Origin of the sequence: Janthinobacterium kumbetense, from assembly GCF_023703445.1 — a bacterium.
Classification (GTDB): Bacteria; Pseudomonadota; Gammaproteobacteria; order Burkholderiales; family Burkholderiaceae_D; genus Janthinobacterium; species Janthinobacterium kumbetense.
Genome location: NZ_JAMQGR010000003.1, coordinates 348545 through 364290, shown reverse-complemented (window position 1 = coordinate 364290; position 15746 = coordinate 348545). Strand labels below are relative to the sequence as shown.

The following is a 15746-nucleotide window of genomic DNA, read 5'->3' as shown; positions in this document are numbered from 1 at the left end:
TTTGCGGCCTGCGATGCTCACCGTACTAAAGTACGGTTGCGCTTCTTAGCCACAAATCGCTGCCGCTCGCTACGGTTTTGTTAGGCGTTGTGAGTTCACAATTGACACAGGTATGATGCGGGTAACACTTTAATAAGGAACCACATGGCCGGCATCGACGACTTCGTCAACAAACAAAAACCTGGCGCGCGCTTCGTCATCACGGCGCAGATGCTGCGCATGACGCCGCAGCAATTCGACTCGCTGGCGCAGGAATGGATGGAAGACGGCGGCCCCGGCTTCGACGTGGCCGGCATCCCGCACCGGGTGGTCGTCGACGGGCAGTTCTATATTGCCCGGCTCACCGTGCAACGGCACGGCGAGCCGGCATAAGGTCTAATCGACGCCCAGCACGTGCAGGCGGCGCCGCAGGCGCGCCACTTCTTCCGACAAGTCGACCACCAGCGCGGCCAGTTCGGCGTTCGCGTCGAACACGGATTCGATTTCGTGCAGGCGGCGCGCGCGCACCAGGTCCAGGCTGGTGAAGCGCCAGGCCGTGAGTTGCCCCGCCGGCGGGCCATTTTGCAGCAGCACGCCCGTCTGCACGTGCTGCACCACCCAGTCCGGCTCCACGGCGCAGGCGCGCGCCAGTTCTTCCAGGCTCAGGGCACGGTCTTCCAGCAATTCGCCAATTACCTTGTTTGTCATGATTTACCCTCCCAGCTTCTGGCGCGGATTGAAAGCCATCTCGCGCGCCATGGTTGCATACAGTTCGCGCGCCTTGTCATCGTTCGCCGGCGGCAGCACCACTTCCAGCAGCAGATACAGGTCGCCCGGCTGGGCGGCGGGGATGCCGCGTCCCTTCAGGCGCAGCTTGCGCCCCGTCTGCGAATTGGGCGGCACGCTGACGGACACCGTGCCCGATGGCGTGGGCACGTCGATCTCGCCGCCCAGCGCCGCTTCCCACGGCGTGACGGGCACCGTCTCGAAGACGTCGCGCCCTTCCACCTTGTAGCGCGCATCGGGCCGGAAGCGGATTTCCAGGTACAAGTCGCCGGCGGGCGCGCCGCCGCTGCCCGGATTGCCCTGCCCCTTCATGCGCAACTGCTGCCCTTCCGTGACGCCTTTCGGTATCGTCACTTCCAGCGTGCGTTCGCGCGTCACCACGTGGCCTTGCGCATCCGCCTCGGGCACGCGCATGACGATATGGCGCTTGGCGCCCTGGTAGCTGTCCTGCAAATCGATGGTGATGGCGGCGTGGCTGTCCTCGCCCTGCATCTGGAACGTGCTGTTGGCGCGGCGCCGCCCGCCCACGTGGGCGAACAGGTCGGCAAAGAAGTCGCTGTCGTCGGCGCCCGACGATTCGTAGCCGGCACCCCAGTCCGGCGGCGGGCGGAAGGGCTCTCCCTTGGGATGGCCCTGCGCGCTGCGACCCAGTTCATCGTAGGCGGCGCGCTTTTCCGCGTCGCCCAGCACGCCGTAGGCTTCGTTGAGGGCCTTGGTGCGCTTGTCGGCGTCCGGCTCCTTGCTCACGTCGGGATGGTATTTGCGTACCAGCTTGCGGTACGCCTTCTTGATCTCGGCCTCGGTCGCCGTCTTTTCGACGCCAAGTTCCTTGTAATAATCCTTGTATTCCACCGTGCCTGCTCCCCATGGTTGAAGTGCCTGTAGGAAGAGTACACGAATTGGCCGGAGGACAGCGGACGCACAAACCAAACCGCCCGCGGGACACGGGTCGCGCGGGCGGTGCAAGGGCAGCGGAAAAGGTCTAGCGCACGCGGCGCAGCGAGGAAATGCGGCGGTCCAGGCCATGGTGCAGGCGCCCGTAGCTGCCTGGCCCCATCACCACGCAGCGGCCGCGGAAGTTGGCGTCGACGCAGAATTCCCAGCGGCCGTAGTTGACGACGATCGATTCGGCGCGGTCGTTGAAGCCATAGCGGCTCAAGTCATGCACTTCGCGGTCCAGGCGCACGGGCCGGCCGCGCATGCCCGCATCGGGGAACATCAGCACGGCGCCATTCATGTCGGGACGGTGGCCGCCGCCATGGCCGTGGCCAGGGTATGGGCGTTCCGGCTCCGGATACGGACGGTTCGGCCGCGGCGGGTAGGGACGGTGATCGCCGCCGCCGTGACCCGGCCGGCCCACTTCGCGCACGGAGGAAACGGCGTCGTTCATGCCCGGCATGGTGTCGTAGCGGCCCGGTCCCAGGGTGCGGCAGTTGCCACGGTAATTGGCGTCCTTGCACACTTCCCAGGTGCCCGAGCGCACGATGATGCTGGAGGTCTTGTCGTTAAAGCCCATGCGCGACAGATCGCCCGCATCGGAACGCAGGGTGACCGGACGGCCGCGGAAACCGGCATCCTCGAACAGGGTGATTTCGCCCGCCGATGCGGCAAGGGGGGCGAGGAGGGTGGCGGCGCACAGCAGCGCGGGCCGGAAAGATCGAACCATGACAACTCCAATACTGAGACATTTTCGCCAGTGTAGTCCAGGCGGCAGGCGGCGAGTGTAACAAAGGGCAAGCAAATGTCAGCACACGGCAGGGAATGTAAAAACCGCCTGGCGGGATCAACCCGGCAGGCGGCCTGTCAGTACCGCGTCAAGACGCGATCAGCGCACGCGGCGCAGCGAGGAAATCTGGTTTTCCATGCCATTCAGGCGGCCGTATTCTCCCGGCCCGATCACTTCGCAGCGGCCGCGGAAGTTCGAATCGCTGCACACTTCCCACTGCCCCTCGTTGACGACGATGGACGAGGCGCGGTCGTTGAAGTTGTAGCGCACCAGGTCTTCCGCATTGCGGTCCAGCGCCAGCGGTTCGCCGCGCATGCCCGCTTCGGGGAACAGCAGGACGGCGCCGCGCTGCTGGTACTGCTGTTGCGGATACTGCTGTTGCGGATACTGCTGCTCGTATTGCGGCCGCTGGTACTGCTGCTCATACTGCTGCTGGCGGCGCGCTTCGCGCTCGTCCACCATGCGCGCCGACGAGACGCGCCCATCGAGGCCGCGCCCCAGGTCGTCGTGGCGGCCGGGGCCGAAGATGCGGCACACGCCGTTGTAGTTCGAATCGCTGCACAGCTGCCAGTAGCCGTTGTAGATGACGATGCTCGTGGTGCGGTCGTTGAAGCCGATACTGACGAAATCGTCCGTATCGCGGTTCAGGCGCGCCGAGCCGCCATTCTGCCCCGCGCCCGAATACACTTCCAGGGTGCCGCCACGGCCATAACCGCCATGGCCGCGGTCCGGATCGCGCCCGGGGCGTCCCGGATTGTAGCCGTCGCCGCGCCCCGATTCGCGCACCGAACTGATGGCGTCGTTCATGCCCGGCATCGAGCGGTACTCGCCCGGCCCCAGGGTCTTGCAATTGCCGCGGAAGCCGGCATCGGTACACACATCCCAGGTTCCTGAACGCACCAGGATGCTCGACGTCTTGTCGTTGAAGCCAAAGCGCGACAAATCGTCCGTCGTCTCGCGCAGGTTCACGGCGCGGCCCCGGAAATTATCATCCTCGAACAAGGTGATATCGCCCGCATGGGCGGTTGCATGCGCCCCCAGCGAGAGCAGCAAGGTCGCCGCGCATGCCTGCGCGTGTTTGAAAGGGCCAGTCATGATTAACTCCATTCTTCATTCTTTGGTGATGATTCGCCTGGCCAAAACGCCAGGGTGTTAGTGTAACAAATACAAGGCCTCGGCGAAGGCCCGGTCGCGCATTCAATACAGGCGGCGCAGCGAGGAAATGCGCTTTTCCAGCGTCGCGCCCAGGGTTTCATACTTGCCCGGTCCCATGCGTTCGCAGGTGCCGCTGAACTGCGAGTCCGTGCACACTTCCCAGGTGCCTTCGTGGATGGTCATGGAGGCCGCCTGGTCGTTGAAGTTCAGGCGCACCAGGTCGCTGACGTCGCGGTTCACCTGCAGCCCGGGGCCATTCAGGAACGCGCGGCCGTACAGCACCACCAGTCCCTCGTTATTCTGCGGACGGTTCTCTTCGCGCGGATCGACGAGGCGCGCCGACGACACGCGCCCGCTCAGGCTGCCCAAGTCATCGTGACTGCCAGGTCCGAACACGCGGCAGCTGCCGCGGTAGTTGGAATCGCTGCACAGCTGCCAGTAGCCATATTCGATGCGCGCGCTGCTGGCGCGGTCGTTGAAGCGGATGTCGACCAGGTCGTCGCGGTCCGCGTTGATGCCGGCAGACGCGCCGCGCTGGCCGCCGTCCGCATACAGTTCCAGCGCCGCGCGGCGGCCGCCGCTGCTGCTGCCGCTGCCGCCGACATCGCGCACGGATGAAATCTTGTCGTTCATGCCCGGCATCGAGCGGTAGTCGCCGCGTTCCAGCGTCTTGCAATCGCCCTTGAAATCGGAATTCGTGCACACTTCCCAGCTGCCCGACTCGACCTGGATGCTCGACGCGGCGTCATTGAAATTGACGCGCGACAGGTCATCGGTCGTATCGCGCAAGACCACCACCCTGCCCTTGAAATTATCGTCGGTGTACAGGCGGATCTCGCCGGCCTGCGCCGCGAGGTGGACAAACAGCGAACTGGCGCACAGCAGGGCAAAAGCGAACGGGCGATTCATGGGGCGGTCTCCGGTGGCGGCAAAGGCAAGTGATCGACATGACAACTGATGTCAGTGTAGCCATCCGTAGAAAAAACGGTGTAACAAAGTATGAGAAAAGGACAACAAATTGTTACCAAAAGCAATAACCGGCCCTGCGGGAGCCGGTTATTGCCATTTCGCCGACGCGCTGCCCCGCGTCAGCGCACTTCGCGCACCGACGAGATGCGGTTGCTCAGGCGCTCCAGGCTCGCGTATTCACCGGGTTCCAGGGTGCGGCAGCGGCCGCGGAAATCCACGTCCTCGCACACTTCCCAATAGCCGGAGCGCACGCGCACGCTTTGCACCGTGTCGTTGAAATCGCGCTCGCGCAAATCGGCCGAGGCATTGCGCACGGTCAAGCTGCGGCCGGCGAAATCGTCGCGCGTATAGAAGGTCAGTTCGCCGCCCAGCGAGCGCCCCGGCAAATGGCCGCGCTCGCGGTCGCGGTCGCGGCGGCCGTCCCAGTCGCGCCCCCGGTCGCGGTCGCGACCCGGATAACCGTCCCAGCCGCCGCGCACTTCGCGCAGCGAGGTGATCTTGTTGGCATGGCCGTCCAGCGACGGATACTCGCCCGCCTCGAGCAGGAAACAGGCGCCGCGGAAATCGGCTTCCTCGCACGCTTCCCAGCGGCCCGAGCGCACGCGGATGCTTTGCGTCGTGTCGTTGAAACGGACCTCTTCCAGGTCGGCCACGGCGTCGCGCACGGTGTGCGAGCGGCCGTGATAATCGTCGCGCGAATACAGGGTCAGTTCGCCGGCGCCGGCCAGTTCGGCCGTCATGGCGGCGCCCAGCAGCAGGGCGCAGTTCAAAGCTTTCTTCAACATGGTCTTACTCCATAGTCAAGGTACTGCGGTTGACTATTTGGTCATTTTGCCAAATAGAGCGCGCAGTCTATCCGCGACTGGCCCACTTAGCTGTAACAAATGATTACCGTGCCCAGGCGCCAGGGATGCCACGGCGGACAAGCACGGTGAATGCCGGTAGAATCTTGTGTTTAGTCAAGCTTGCCGACCATGCCACACACTACCTCGTTTACCCTGCCCGCCGTCCGTACTGAAATTTCTTCGCTGTGGAAGCTGGCATGGCCCATCCTGATCGGCCAGCTGGCCACCGTCGGCATGGGCGCGGCCGACGTGGCGATGACGGGCCATACGAATCCCGAGGAACTGGCCGCCGTCTCGCTGGGCGCGGCCATCTGGTCCATCGTACTCGTCACCGTGAGCGGCATCATGATGGCGATCAATACGCTGGTGGCGCATGAAATCGGCGCCGCGCGCCACGACCGGGTGCCGCACATCGTGCGCCAGTCGCTGTGGAAGGCGCTGCTCGTGGGCCTCGTGGCTTGCCTGCTGACGAACATGGCGGCGCTGGTATTCGACCACCTGATGCTCGAACCCCATGTCGCGGCCAAGGCCAAGCTGTTCGTGCACATCATCAGCTGCGCGCTGCCGCCGTTCGCCGCTTACCGCGCGCTGTACGGCTACAGCACCAGCATCAACCAGACCAAGCCCGTGATGGTCATCGCGCTGGCCGCGCTGGGCCTGAACATCCTCGTCAACTACCTGCTGATCTACGGCCACTGGGGCATGCCGAAGATGGGCGGCGTGGGCTGCGCCGTGGCCACCACCTGCTGCGTGTGGATGATGCTGCTGGCCATGCTGGCCTGGATCAAGATCGCGCCCGCCTACCGCGCTACGTACCCGTTCACGCACTGGGAAGGGCCGCAGCTGTCGTCCATCGGCCCCATGCTGCGCCTGGGCCTGCCCATCGGCGTGACCTACTTTGCCGAAGTGAGCGCGTTTGGCGTCATCAGCCTGCTGGTGGCGCGCTTCGGCGTGATCCAGGTGTCGGCGCACCAGATCGCCCTGAATTTCTCGTCCGTCGTCTTCATGGTGCCGCTCACGTTCGGCATCGCGCTGGTCACGCGCGTGGGCCACGCCGTGGGCGAAGCCAACCTGCGCCGCGCGCGCTTCATTTCGTGGGTGGGCGTCGCCATGTCGCTGACGGCGGCCATCGTCTCGGCCACCGTCATCACCGTGTTCCGCCACCAGATCGCGCAAGCCTACACGTCCGACCCGCAGGTGCAGGCCCTGTGCGCGCAGCTGCTGCTGTTCGCCGCCCTGTTCCAGCTGTCCGACGCGACGCAGGTGGCCACGTCCTGCGCCATCCGCGGCTACAAGGTGACGCGCCAGCCGATGCTGATCCAGCTGCTGGCCTTCTGGGGCTTCTCGCTGCCGATCGGCTACGTGCTGGGCCTCGCGCCAGCCGGTTTCCCCTGGTCGCCGGCCGAGCCGATGGGCGCCGCCGGTTTCTGGATCGGCCTCGTCACGGGCTTGACGGTCGCCGCCGTGCTGCTGACCTGGTACTTGAACCGGCTGTCGCAGCAGCGCCTGCGCGCGGCGCATTGAAACAATGCATGGAACACAGGGCGGCGCGCAATTTATGCGTGCCGCCCTCCCTGCTTCGCCATACAAAGCCCCAGCGCCGCACTCTTTCCGCCAAAGTAAAGAAGGCAATTTCCGGATTATTCCGTGGCTGGCCCTATCGCATTAAACGCCGTGCTCTGGTATCGTTTGCTGTCAAGCATCTTCTTGACATCCCTTTACAATCACCGAGACATCCATGCGTTTTATTCTTTGTTTTCTGGCCGCGGTGGCCAGCGTTCCCGCATCGGCTGAAAAGCTGACCCTGGAACGCATCCACGCCGATCCGGCGCTGGCCGGCCCCGGCGTGCGCAACCTGAAGGTCTCGCCCGACGGCGAGCGCGTCACGTTCCTGCGCGGCCGCGCGGACAACCAGTTCCAGCTCGACCTGTGGGAATTCAAGCTGAAGGACAAGAGCACGCACCGCCTGGTCGACTCGAAGGCGCTGGTGCCGAATGAAACGATTTCGCCCGAAGAGCAGGCGCGCCGCGAACGCGAGCGCACGGCCAGCCTGAACGGCATTCTCAGCTACAGCTGGTCGCCGGACGGCAAGCAGCTGCTGGTGCCGCTGGCCGGCAATCTGTACCTGGTCGACGCGGCCCACCCGGACAAGGCGCGCCTGGTCGCCAAGGGCAATGTGCTCGACCCGAAAATCTCGCCGAAAGGCCGCTACGTATCGTTTGTGCGCGATCAAAACATCTATGTGATCGACCTCAAGACGAACAAGGAACGCCAGCTGACCACCGATGGCAAGGGCACCATCCGCAACGGCGAAGCCGAATTCGTGGCGCAGGAAGAAATGGGGCAGCGCACCGGCTACTACTGGGCTCCCGACGATTCCGCCATCGCCTATAAACGCTATGACGAAGCGCCCGTGCCCGTCGTGCGCCGCTTCGAAATCTTTGCCGACCGCACCGACGTCGTCGAGCAGCGCTACCCTGCCGCGGGCGACCCGAACGTGCTGGTGCAGCTGCTGATCGTCTCCCCGGAAACAGGCGCGCAGCGCCAGGTGGACCTGGGCACGAACCCGGACATCTACCTGGTGCGCGCCGACTGGAGCGCGGACGGCAAGTCGCTCGTGTACCAGCGCCAGTCGCGCGACCAGAAGACCCTCGACCTGGTCGCCGTCGATGCGGCCACCCTGGCGCAGCGCACCCTGCTGACGGAAACATCGAAGACCTGGGTCAGCATCCATGACGACCTGCGCTTCCTGCCGAACGGCCAGTTCCTGTGGTCGTCCGAGCGCACGGGCCGCAACCACCTGTACCTGTACGACATGGGCGGCAAGCTGCTGCACCCGGTCACTTCCGGCGAGTGGGGCATCGACAGCGTGCTGGCCGTGAACCAGAAGACGGGCAAGGTCTACGTATCCTCGAACCGCGACGCCGTCATCGACAAGCAGACCTACGCCCTTGCGCTGGACGGCAGCACGGCCGACAAGCCGCAGCGCGTCACCAAGGCCGATGGCTGGCACGACACGACGTTCTCGCGCAATGGCGAAGTGTTCGTCGACACGTATTCCGACCCGGCCACGCCGCCGCAAGTGAGCATCCGCCGTCCGGACGGCGCCATGGTGGGCTGGCTGGAAGAAAACGCGCTCAACGCCAGCCACCCGTACTACAAGTACAAGGCGGACCACCTGCCGACGGAATACGGCACCCTGAAGGCCAACGATGGCCAGACCTTGCACTATTCGATCGTCAAGCCGTCGAACTTCGACGCGGGCAAGCGCTATCCCGTCTACCTGTCGACGTATGGCGGCCCGCACTCGCAGCACGTGGCTCGCCGCTGGGGCAACAACTTCGACCAGTACATGGCGCAGCAGGGCTTTGTCGTCTTCCGCCTCGATAACCGCGGCTCGTCGCGCCGCGAGCGCGCGTTCACGGACGCCATCTATCACAACCTGGGCGCAGCGGAAGTGGCGGACCAGCTGGTGGGCATCGACTGGCTGGGCAAGCAAAGCTTCGTCGATGCAAAACGCATCGGCGTGTTCGGCTGGAGCTACGGCGGCTTCATGACGCTGCGCTTGCTGTCGGCAGCGTCCGACAAGATCGCCATGGGCGTTTCCGTGGCGCCCGTGACCGACTGGTCGCTGTACGACACCCACTACACGGAGCAATTCCTCGGCATGCCGAAGGAAAACGTGGACGGCTACAAGGCCAGCACGGTGTTCGCCCACCTGGACGGCCTGAAGTCGCCGCTGCTGCTGGTGCACGGCATGGCCGACGACAACGTCTTGTTCAGCAACAGCACGCGCCTGATCGACGCGCTGGTGAACCGCGGCGTGCAATTCGACCTGATGACGTATCCGGGCGCCAAGCACGGCATCTCGTCGCGCGCGGGCCAACGCCACGTGTACAAGAAAATCGAGATGTTCTTCAAGCAGAACCTGGCCAATCCAGTGAAATAAGTTTGATCGGCATCAAATAAAAAACCGCCGCCTGTCTCGCGACAGGCGGCGGTTTTTTTATGCGTGCGTCAGATTACGGCTTACGGGTAACGGTTTCCACCGCGTCCTTGACGTCGCCGACTTTCTTCTGCACTTTGCCTTCGACCTGGTTTGCCAGGCCCTTGGCTTGCTGTTCTTCGCTGCCGACGATCTTGCCAGCGGCTTCCTGGATTTTACCGCCGACTTCCTTCAGTTTACCTTCGACTTGATCTTTGTTCATGATGGATCCTCACTGTAGTTGGTACATCTGTTGTCCGGCCCCGAAGGGCCGGTACTGCGGCTCACACGCTGTTGCAAACTGCTTGCTGCGTGTCGATGTGTCCATACTACGGGGCGGGGGATCAATGCTCTGTACGGTTCCTAACACATGCTCAATTTGCGTCAATATCGGCGATCACGCAGGCTTGCGCCACACGGTGGCCAGCCACGGCTGCTGTTCGCGCGGCAAGCCCGGCGGGCGGTAATACTGGTCGAGCAGGCTGAAACCGGCCGCCTGCACGTAGGCGGCCCACGTCTCCTCGTCGTGATAGCTGCAGTAGCGGGCGCCATTCCAGCCTTCCTGGTTCTGGCCGCGCGGATTCGAGCTGAACAGCACGCCACCAAGCTTCAGGCAAGCGTGCAAGGCGCGCAGCACGCCGGGCAAGACGGCGCTGGGCACGTGGAACAGCACGGCATTGGCGAACACGCCGTCGAAGTGCGCGGCCGGCAAATCGAGGTCGACGAAATCCTGCTGCCACACGGTGCAGCCGCTGTAGGCGCGCGCCATCTCGACGAAGCGGGGGCAGCCATCGACGCCAGTGGCATGATGCCCCATGGCCGTGAACGCCTTCAGGTCGCGGCCCGGGCCGCAACCGAGGTCGAGGATGGCCAGCGGCGCCGGCTTGCCGATGGCGTCCAGCAGCGCGGCGATGTTCTGGCTGACGTCGTGGTCGCGCGTGCCTTCGAAAAACTGCTCGGCGCTGGCGTCGTAATGGGCCAGGGTGCGGCCCGTGATGGCGTGGATGGGGTCTTGCGGTGGGCTTGGCTGCATGGCGGTCCTGTCGATATGTTCCGCCATTTTACGCTGCCGACCAGCTCCCCGGCCGGCAGCGTCAGCACTCTTACCAGACGCGCACGCGCTGCTCCGGCGCCAGGTACAGCTGCTGGCCCGGCTGGACGTCGAAGGCCGGGTACCAGGCATCGAGATTGCGCACGGTGGCGGCACGGTATTGCGCCGGCGCATGGCCATCCGTGAGGATCTGCTGGCGCGCCGCCGCTTCGCGCGCCTTGCTGCGCCAGCTGACGCCATAGCCCGTGAAGAAATCGCGGTCCGCGCCCGCCTGCAGCGGCTTGCCCTGCTGCGACAGGGTGAACGCATCATGCGCGGCCGCCACGCCGGCCAGGTCGGCCAGGTTTTCGCTCAGGGTCAGCTGGCCATTCACGGCCAGGTCGGGGAACGGTTTATAGGCCGCGAACTGCGCCACCAATTGCTTGGATGCCGTCTGGAAATGCGCCAGGTCGGCCGGCGTCCACCAGTCGCGCAGCTTGCCCTGGGCGTCGAACTGCGCGCCCTGATCATCGAAACTGTGGCTGATCTCGTGGCCGATGGTGGCGCCGATGCCGCCATAATTGGCCGCATCGGATGCCTGCGGGTCGAAGAATGGCGGCTGCAGGATGGCGGCCGGGAAGTTCAGCGCATTTTGCAGCGGCAGGTTGACGGCATTGACCAGCTGCGCCGGCATGGCCCAGGCCTTGCGGTCGGGCGACTGGCCCAGCTTGGCCAGCTCCTGGCGATAGTGGAACTGTTCCGCCCGCTGCACATTGCCCAGCGCGTCGCCGCGCACCACGCGCAAGCCAGCGTAACTGTCCCAGCGTTCCGGATAGCCCACGCCCACGTACAGGGTTTGCAGTTTTTCCTGCGCCTGCGCCTTGGTGGCCGGCGCCATCCAGTCCAGCTTGTCGATGCGGCGCGAGAAGGCGGCGACGATATTCGTCACCATCTCCTGCACGCGGGCTTTCGATTCCGGCGGGAAATAGCGTTCCACGTACAGCTTGCCGACGGCGTCGCTGAGGGCCGCATTCGTCGCGGCCAGCGCGCGCTTGCTGCGCGGCGACTGCTGCGGCGTACCGCTCAGAGCGCTGCCATAGAAGGCGAAGCGCTGGTCGGCGGCCGCCTTCGGCAAGGTGGTGCTGAAATGGTTGATGACGTGGAAGGCCAGGAAATCCTTCCACGTGGCCAGCGGCACACTCGCCACCAGCGCGGCACTGCCCGTCATGGCCGACGGATGCCAGACGATGAAATCCATCTGCTTGCCCAGGCCCGCCGCCTGGAAGAAAGCTTGCCAGTCCAGGCCCGGCGCCTTGCTGGCGAAGTCGGCGGCGCGCCACGCGTTATTGCCCTTGGCGACATCGGCCGAATCCTCGCGGCTGGCGTGGCTGGCGGCAATTTGCTGTTCCAGCGCAAACACGCGCGCGGCGCGGGCCGGCGCATCGCCGTAGCCGGCCTGCTTGAGCATGGCGGCGATATGCGCCTTGTAGCCGGCGCGCAAGCCCTGCATGCGGGCGCTGTCGTCCTGGTAGAAGGCACGGTCAGGCAAGCCCAGTCCGCCCTGCAGCAGGTAGGCGACATTGCGCGTGGTGTCGTTCAAGTCTTGCGCCACCCACAGGCCGAACAGGTTTTCCGTATAAAAATTGGTGGAATTGAGCGGGTCGACATCGGCGCGCAAGCTTTCGCCCAGCGCGCGGGCCAGCCCGGCCTGGTCGCGTATGCCATTGATCTTGCTCAACAAGGGCTTGATCGGGGCCCAGCCTTTCGCTTCGATAGCCGATTCATCCATCCAGGAACGGTAAAAATCGCTGACCTGGCGCGCGGAGGCATCGGTCTGCGGCGCCGCTGCCAGGCCCTCGACGAGGGCGATGATGCGCTCGTTGGTCGCATTGGCGAGGATGGCGAACGAACCCCAGCTGCTGCGGTCGGCGGGAATCTCCGTGCCGCGCAGCCAGTCGCCATTCACGTAGTCATAGAAGTCGTCGCCGGGCAAGGCAGCGGGGGCTACGGCGCTGGCGGCCGCCGACTGGCCGTGCGCCCGGGCGGGCAATCCGGTCAGCGAAACGCCGGCCAGGGCGAGGACGATGGCGGCCTGGACAGGCGTCCGGGACCAGGAAAAACGCAAACCGTGCATGGCGATCCTTTCGATGGAATAGTCAAAATCATAGCCTGTTTCCCATGCAAAAAGCATCCCGGAACTTTTTTGCATGCGGACAAAAAATCGGCCTATAGTTTCACGACCCCGTGCCGCGCGTACGCCAAGGAGATTGCCATGCAACTGGAAGCGCTGTTCCAGCAACCCCACGCCCTGCCTGCCGCCCCGAAGATCGTCGATGAACTGGTGCGCAGTTTCGACAACCCCGCCATCGCCACCGAAGACATCGCGCGCCAGCTGGGAGCGGACCCGGCCTTGAGCGCCAAGCTGCTGCGGCTGGCCAATTCAGCCTATTACCACGTCTCGCGCAGCATCGGCACGGTGGAAGACGCCGTGCTCATGCTCGGCTTTGTTACCGTGCGCACCCTCGTCATCAGCTCGGGCCTGGTCAGCGGCTTCAAGGCCGTGCCCGGCCTGAACCTGCCGCAGTTCTGGCGCTACAGCCTGCACAGCGCCGTGTCGGCCCGCTGGATCGCCAGGCAGACGGGCGACAACCAGGACCTGGCGTTCACCATCGGCATGATGCATGCGATCGGACAACTGGTGATCCATGCCGCCATGCCCGAGCAAGCCATGCAGCTCGACAAGATCGCCCCGCCCCTCGATGCGCGCCGGCTCGACGCGGAGCGGGTCTCGCTGGGCTATGACTATGCACAGGTGGGCGCCGAACTGGCGCGCCGCTGGAAGTTCCCCGGCGCCTTTGCCGACGCCATCGCCGCCTTTCCCGACCCGCTGGCCAAGGCGCCGCTGAACCGCCTGGCCGCCATCATCCACCTGGCCGCCTGGCGCGCCCGCATCGATGAAAACGCCCTGAGCAATGAAGAAATCATCGCTTGCTACCCCGGCAACGTGGCCGAAGCGCTGGGTTTGCCGCCCTCGGTACTGGTCGACAAGATGCCGCCGCCAGCCGAACTGAGCGCGGGATTGGAAGAACTCGTCAAATAAATCCCCCACCGCCGGCATCGCCGACCCTGCATCCATGCGGGTTTGCGGACGATTCCGGCGGATCGCCAAAATCATCCAAATTATTTTCACTTTTTTTTCAAAAACACCCTCAAGTTCCCGTTAAGCACGCCGTTAATCTAGACAAGCGGTAATCCATTCACTAGTTACGGGTGTGCTCATGACCTCCAACGACGTTCTCTCGATGTATGAAAATATTGCAGGAATGACCAATAAAATGGTCGTGGCCGCACGTTCGAGCGACTGGAATGACTTGGATGCCCTGGAAAACCAGTGCGCCAGCGCCGCCAGCACGGTCATGACGGGCAAGGTGCCCGCCCAGGCCGGCGCCTCGCGCCTGCGCAAAATCGACTTGCTCAAGCAAATCCTGGCCAACGACCGCGAAATCCGCACCATCACGGAACCGTGGATGACACAGCTGCCGAACGCCATGCAAGGTTCGCGCGCCCACATGTAAGCCATATGGCAGCGCCAGAAACGACAAAAGCACCCGCGGGTGCTTTTTTTACGTCTGCCGCCTTGCCGGGGAGCGCGCCATCTGTGGCGTCGGGAAGCAAGGAGGGGAATTTGGAAGGCGAGCCCCAGGTATCTCCTGGCGTCGCCTCGCTGCCGGTTGCATCCGGCGTTCGCGAGCACATCGTCGGCATCGCGAACCGCTTCCAGACCCAGGCGTTTATGCAACGCTACACCTGTTTGCCGCGCCACACTATCGTTGGTGACTGCGCCAGGCTGGGGCTGTTTTGTCGTAGAGCAAGTCCACTGAATTAATCATATCACCATATTTAAGAAACAGGCAACACGCGATACAAGCATTTTTCTGTCTTTTTTCAATATCTTTTTTTATATCAAATTCCGGCACCGCCTTGTCGCAGCCATTGCAACATCATCAACGCGAGAACGGCTCCGGCTCCGGCTCGTCCGCCGCGCCCTCTTCCACCGCTTCCGTCAGCACGGACGCCTCCTTCTTCTTGGGGCCGAATGGCTTGCGCAGCAAGACCCAGTATTTCGACGGCGCACTAGGCCCCGCCGCCTGCTTGCGCTTGCGCACGACATACACGATGAGGGCCGTCAGCAACAGGAAGGCCAGGGTGCCGATACCCAGCCACAGCAAGCCGTTGCCGCCCGCCTTCTTCTCGGCTGCGGGCGCCGCGTGCAGGGGCTTGGGCTTGGCATGCGGCGCCTGCGCCTCGGCCGGCGCGGCAGCTGGCGCAGCGGCGGCGACAGCGGCGGCGACAGCGGCGGCAGGCTGAGCCAGCGCCTGCTGCAAGGCGCCGATCTTGCCTTCCAATTCGCCGAGCTTGTCATTCAGGGCCGCGTTTTTCTCATCCAGCGCCACGCACGCTTGCGCCTGCTCAATATTGGCCTGCGGCGCGCAAGCGGCGACGGGCGCCGTGGCGCGGCGCAACGGCGCAGGACGCAGCGCGGCAGCGGCCGGCGCGGGCGCGGCGGGCGGCGGCACGAACACGCGCGCCGGGCGCACCAGGCCCTCGGCGCGCGCGCGGGCCGCCAAGGCGGCGGCATCGGGCGACGGTGCGGCGGACGCGGCGCGCGGCAATGGCAACGGTTGCGGCACGGGCGCGGGCGCGGGCGCCGGAACGGCGGGCCTGGCTGGCGCGCTGACAGGGGCGACGGCGGCGGGCGGCGCCGGCGTCAGCCACAAGGTGCCCAGGCGCACGACGGCGCCATTGCCACTGCCCAGCAACAAATACAGATGCACGTGGCCTGCCTGGATCGCTTGCCGCGTTGTCACACGCACATAGTGGCGTCCACCGCGCTCCAGCGGGCTGATGGTCAAGGTTTGCAGGGCCGGATCCATGCCGATGCCGCCGCCGCGGTACACATCGGGCGAAGCCAGGCGCACGGCCACGCCGCCGGCTTCCTCGGGCGCCAGGGCCGTCAGTTCTATCTCGGCCAGCAAGGGCTGGCCCACGTGCGACAGCACGGCCATGTCACCCAGTTCGGCCGCCATGACGGGCGGCAAGGCCAGGCTGGCGGCGGCGCACGCGATCAGGGACCAACGGGGAAAAATGCTGCTCTGCATGGACTGATCGCTTTGATAACAGGATAGGAAGGGGAACTCGCCTGTCTTTAACGGCAGGAAATCGCAAAAATATAGATGGGTCAGGGCAAAAATGATGCAATACAGCATCATC

General features: G+C 64.7%; 15 protein-coding genes. 5 read left to right on the top strand and 10 right to left on the bottom strand.

What is annotated here, in order from left to right:
• The first annotated feature begins 144 nt into the window (after positions 1 to 144).
• A complete protein-coding gene (locus tag NCG91_RS12525) occupies positions 145 to 372 on the top strand; it encodes a hypothetical protein (protein WP_099665181.1) in 228 nt (75 codons plus the stop codon).
• Between the two features lie 3 nt (positions 373 to 375).
• On the opposite strand, the gene NCG91_RS12520 is transcribed toward NCG91_RS12525, so the two are convergent.
• The 6 genes from NCG91_RS12520 to NCG91_RS12495 form a co-directional block, all read right to left on the bottom strand.
• A complete protein-coding gene (locus NCG91_RS12520; RefSeq protein ID WP_099665182.1) occupies positions 376 to 687 on the bottom strand; it encodes a chaperone modulator CbpM in 312 nt (103 codons plus the stop codon).
• Positions 688 to 690: 3 nt separating this feature from the next.
• Positions 691 to 1617 (bottom strand): DnaJ C-terminal domain-containing protein, encoded by a 927-nt coding sequence (locus tag NCG91_RS12515; RefSeq protein WP_099665183.1) that lies wholly within the window; start codon positions 1615 to 1617, stop codon positions 691 to 693.
• 130 nt (positions 1618 to 1747) lie between these two features.
• Complete coding sequence (locus tag NCG91_RS12510; RefSeq protein ID WP_251349920.1) at positions 1748 to 2431, bottom strand: beta/gamma crystallin-related protein; 684 nt, start codon at positions 2429 to 2431, stop codon at positions 1748 to 1750.
• Positions 2432 to 2590: 159 nt separating this feature from the next.
• Positions 2591 to 3586: a beta/gamma crystallin family protein gene (locus NCG91_RS12505; RefSeq protein WP_251349919.1), complete on the bottom strand. Its 996-nt coding sequence runs from the start codon at positions 3584 to 3586 to the stop codon at positions 2591 to 2593.
• Positions 3587 to 3688: 102 nt separating this feature from the next.
• Positions 3689 to 4555, bottom strand: coding sequence for a beta/gamma crystallin-related protein (locus NCG91_RS12500; RefSeq protein ID WP_251349918.1), 867 nt, complete (start codon positions 4553 to 4555; stop codon positions 3689 to 3691).
• Between the two features lie 179 nt (positions 4556 to 4734).
• The gene (locus NCG91_RS12495; RefSeq protein WP_099665187.1) at positions 4735 to 5400 is read right to left on the bottom strand and encodes a beta/gamma-crystallin; all 666 of its coding nucleotides are present in this window, start codon (positions 5398 to 5400) and stop codon (positions 4735 to 4737) included.
• Positions 5401 to 5589: 189 nt separating this feature from the next.
• Between NCG91_RS12495 and NCG91_RS12490 the strand changes: the two genes are divergently transcribed.
• Complete coding sequence (locus tag NCG91_RS12490; protein WP_251349917.1) at positions 5590 to 6984, top strand: MATE family efflux transporter; 1395 nt, start codon at positions 5590 to 5592, stop codon at positions 6982 to 6984.
• 214 nt (positions 6985 to 7198) lie between these two features.
• Positions 7199 to 9409: a S9 family peptidase gene (locus NCG91_RS12485; RefSeq protein WP_251349916.1), complete on the top strand. Its 2211-nt coding sequence runs from the start codon at positions 7199 to 7201 to the stop codon at positions 9407 to 9409.
• Between the two features lie 73 nt (positions 9410 to 9482).
• Here NCG91_RS12485 and NCG91_RS12480 read toward each other — a convergent pair whose 3' ends face one another.
• The 3 genes from NCG91_RS12480 to NCG91_RS12470 all read right to left on the bottom strand — a co-directional run bounded on the left by NCG91_RS12480 (position 9483) and on the right by NCG91_RS12470 (position 12609).
• Entirely contained in the window at positions 9483 to 9668 is a 186-nt protein-coding gene (locus tag NCG91_RS12480) for a CsbD family protein (RefSeq protein WP_077400637.1), read from the bottom strand.
• 174 nt (positions 9669 to 9842) lie between these two features.
• On the bottom strand, positions 9843 to 10478 hold the full coding sequence (locus NCG91_RS12475) for a class I SAM-dependent methyltransferase (RefSeq protein WP_251349915.1): 636 nt from the start codon (positions 10476 to 10478) through the stop codon (positions 9843 to 9845).
• A gap of 70 nt (positions 10479 to 10548) precedes the next feature.
• Positions 10549 to 12609, bottom strand: a complete 2061-nt coding sequence (locus NCG91_RS12470; protein WP_251349914.1) for a M13 family metallopeptidase — start codon at positions 12607 to 12609, stop codon at positions 10549 to 10551.
• A 138-nt stretch (positions 12610 to 12747) separates the two neighbouring features.
• Here NCG91_RS12470 and NCG91_RS12465 point away from each other — a divergent pair, with 138 nt between their 5' ends.
• Together NCG91_RS12465 and NCG91_RS12460 are read left to right on the top strand one after the other, a co-directional pair.
• Complete coding sequence (locus NCG91_RS12465; RefSeq protein WP_099668200.1) at positions 12748 to 13575, top strand: HDOD domain-containing protein; 828 nt, start codon at positions 12748 to 12750, stop codon at positions 13573 to 13575.
• A gap of 178 nt (positions 13576 to 13753) precedes the next feature.
• A complete protein-coding gene (locus NCG91_RS12460; protein ID WP_494337256.1) occupies positions 13754 to 14050 on the top strand; it encodes a flagellar protein FliT in 297 nt (98 codons plus the stop codon).
• 429 nt (positions 14051 to 14479) lie between these two features.
• Here the strand turns inward: NCG91_RS12460 and NCG91_RS12455 are convergent, their stop codons facing one another.
• Positions 14480 to 15634, bottom strand: coding sequence for a FimV/HubP-related protein (locus NCG91_RS12455; RefSeq protein WP_251349912.1), 1155 nt, complete (start codon positions 15632 to 15634; stop codon positions 14480 to 14482).
• Positions 15635 to 15746: the final 112 nt, after the last annotated feature.

What these genes read in the sequence shown, in the direction of transcription:
- NCG91_RS12525 (WP_099665181.1), top strand. Translation starts at nt 145, where the DNA reads ATGGCCGGCATCGACGACTTCGTCAACAAACAAAAACCTGGCGCGCGC.
- NCG91_RS12520 (WP_099665182.1), bottom strand. Translation starts at nt 687, where the DNA reads ATGACAAACAAGGTAATTGGCGAATTGCTGGAAGACCGTGCCCTGAGC.
- NCG91_RS12510 (WP_251349920.1), bottom strand. Translation starts at nt 2,431, where the DNA reads ATGGTTCGATCTTTCCGGCCCGCGCTGCTGTGCGCCGCCACCCTCCTC.
- NCG91_RS12505 (WP_251349919.1), bottom strand. Translation starts at nt 3,586, where the DNA reads ATGACTGGCCCTTTCAAACACGCGCAGGCATGCGCGGCGACCTTGCTG.
- NCG91_RS12500 (WP_251349918.1), bottom strand. Translation starts at nt 4,555, where the DNA reads ATGAATCGCCCGTTCGCTTTTGCCCTGCTGTGCGCCAGTTCGCTGTTT.
- NCG91_RS12495 (WP_099665187.1), bottom strand. Translation starts at nt 5,400, where the DNA reads ATGTTGAAGAAAGCTTTGAACTGCGCCCTGCTGCTGGGCGCCGCCATG.
- NCG91_RS12490 (WP_251349917.1), top strand. Translation starts at nt 5,590, where the DNA reads ATGCCACACACTACCTCGTTTACCCTGCCCGCCGTCCGTACTGAAATT.
- NCG91_RS12485 (WP_251349916.1), top strand. Translation starts at nt 7,199, where the DNA reads ATGCGTTTTATTCTTTGTTTTCTGGCCGCGGTGGCCAGCGTTCCCGCA.
- NCG91_RS12480 (WP_077400637.1), bottom strand. Translation starts at nt 9,668, where the DNA reads ATGAACAAAGATCAAGTCGAAGGTAAACTGAAGGAAGTCGGCGGTAAA.
- NCG91_RS12475 (WP_251349915.1), bottom strand. Translation starts at nt 10,478, where the DNA reads ATGCAGCCAAGCCCACCGCAAGACCCCATCCACGCCATCACGGGCCGC.
- NCG91_RS12470 (WP_251349914.1), bottom strand. Translation starts at nt 12,609, where the DNA reads ATGCACGGTTTGCGTTTTTCCTGGTCCCGGACGCCTGTCCAGGCCGCC.
- NCG91_RS12465 (WP_099668200.1), top strand. Translation starts at nt 12,748, where the DNA reads ATGCAACTGGAAGCGCTGTTCCAGCAACCCCACGCCCTGCCTGCCGCC.
- NCG91_RS12460 (WP_494337256.1), top strand. Translation starts at nt 13,754, where the DNA reads ATGACCTCCAACGACGTTCTCTCGATGTATGAAAATATTGCAGGAATG.
- NCG91_RS12455 (WP_251349912.1), bottom strand. Translation starts at nt 15,634, where the DNA reads ATGCAGAGCAGCATTTTTCCCCGTTGGTCCCTGATCGCGTGCGCCGCC.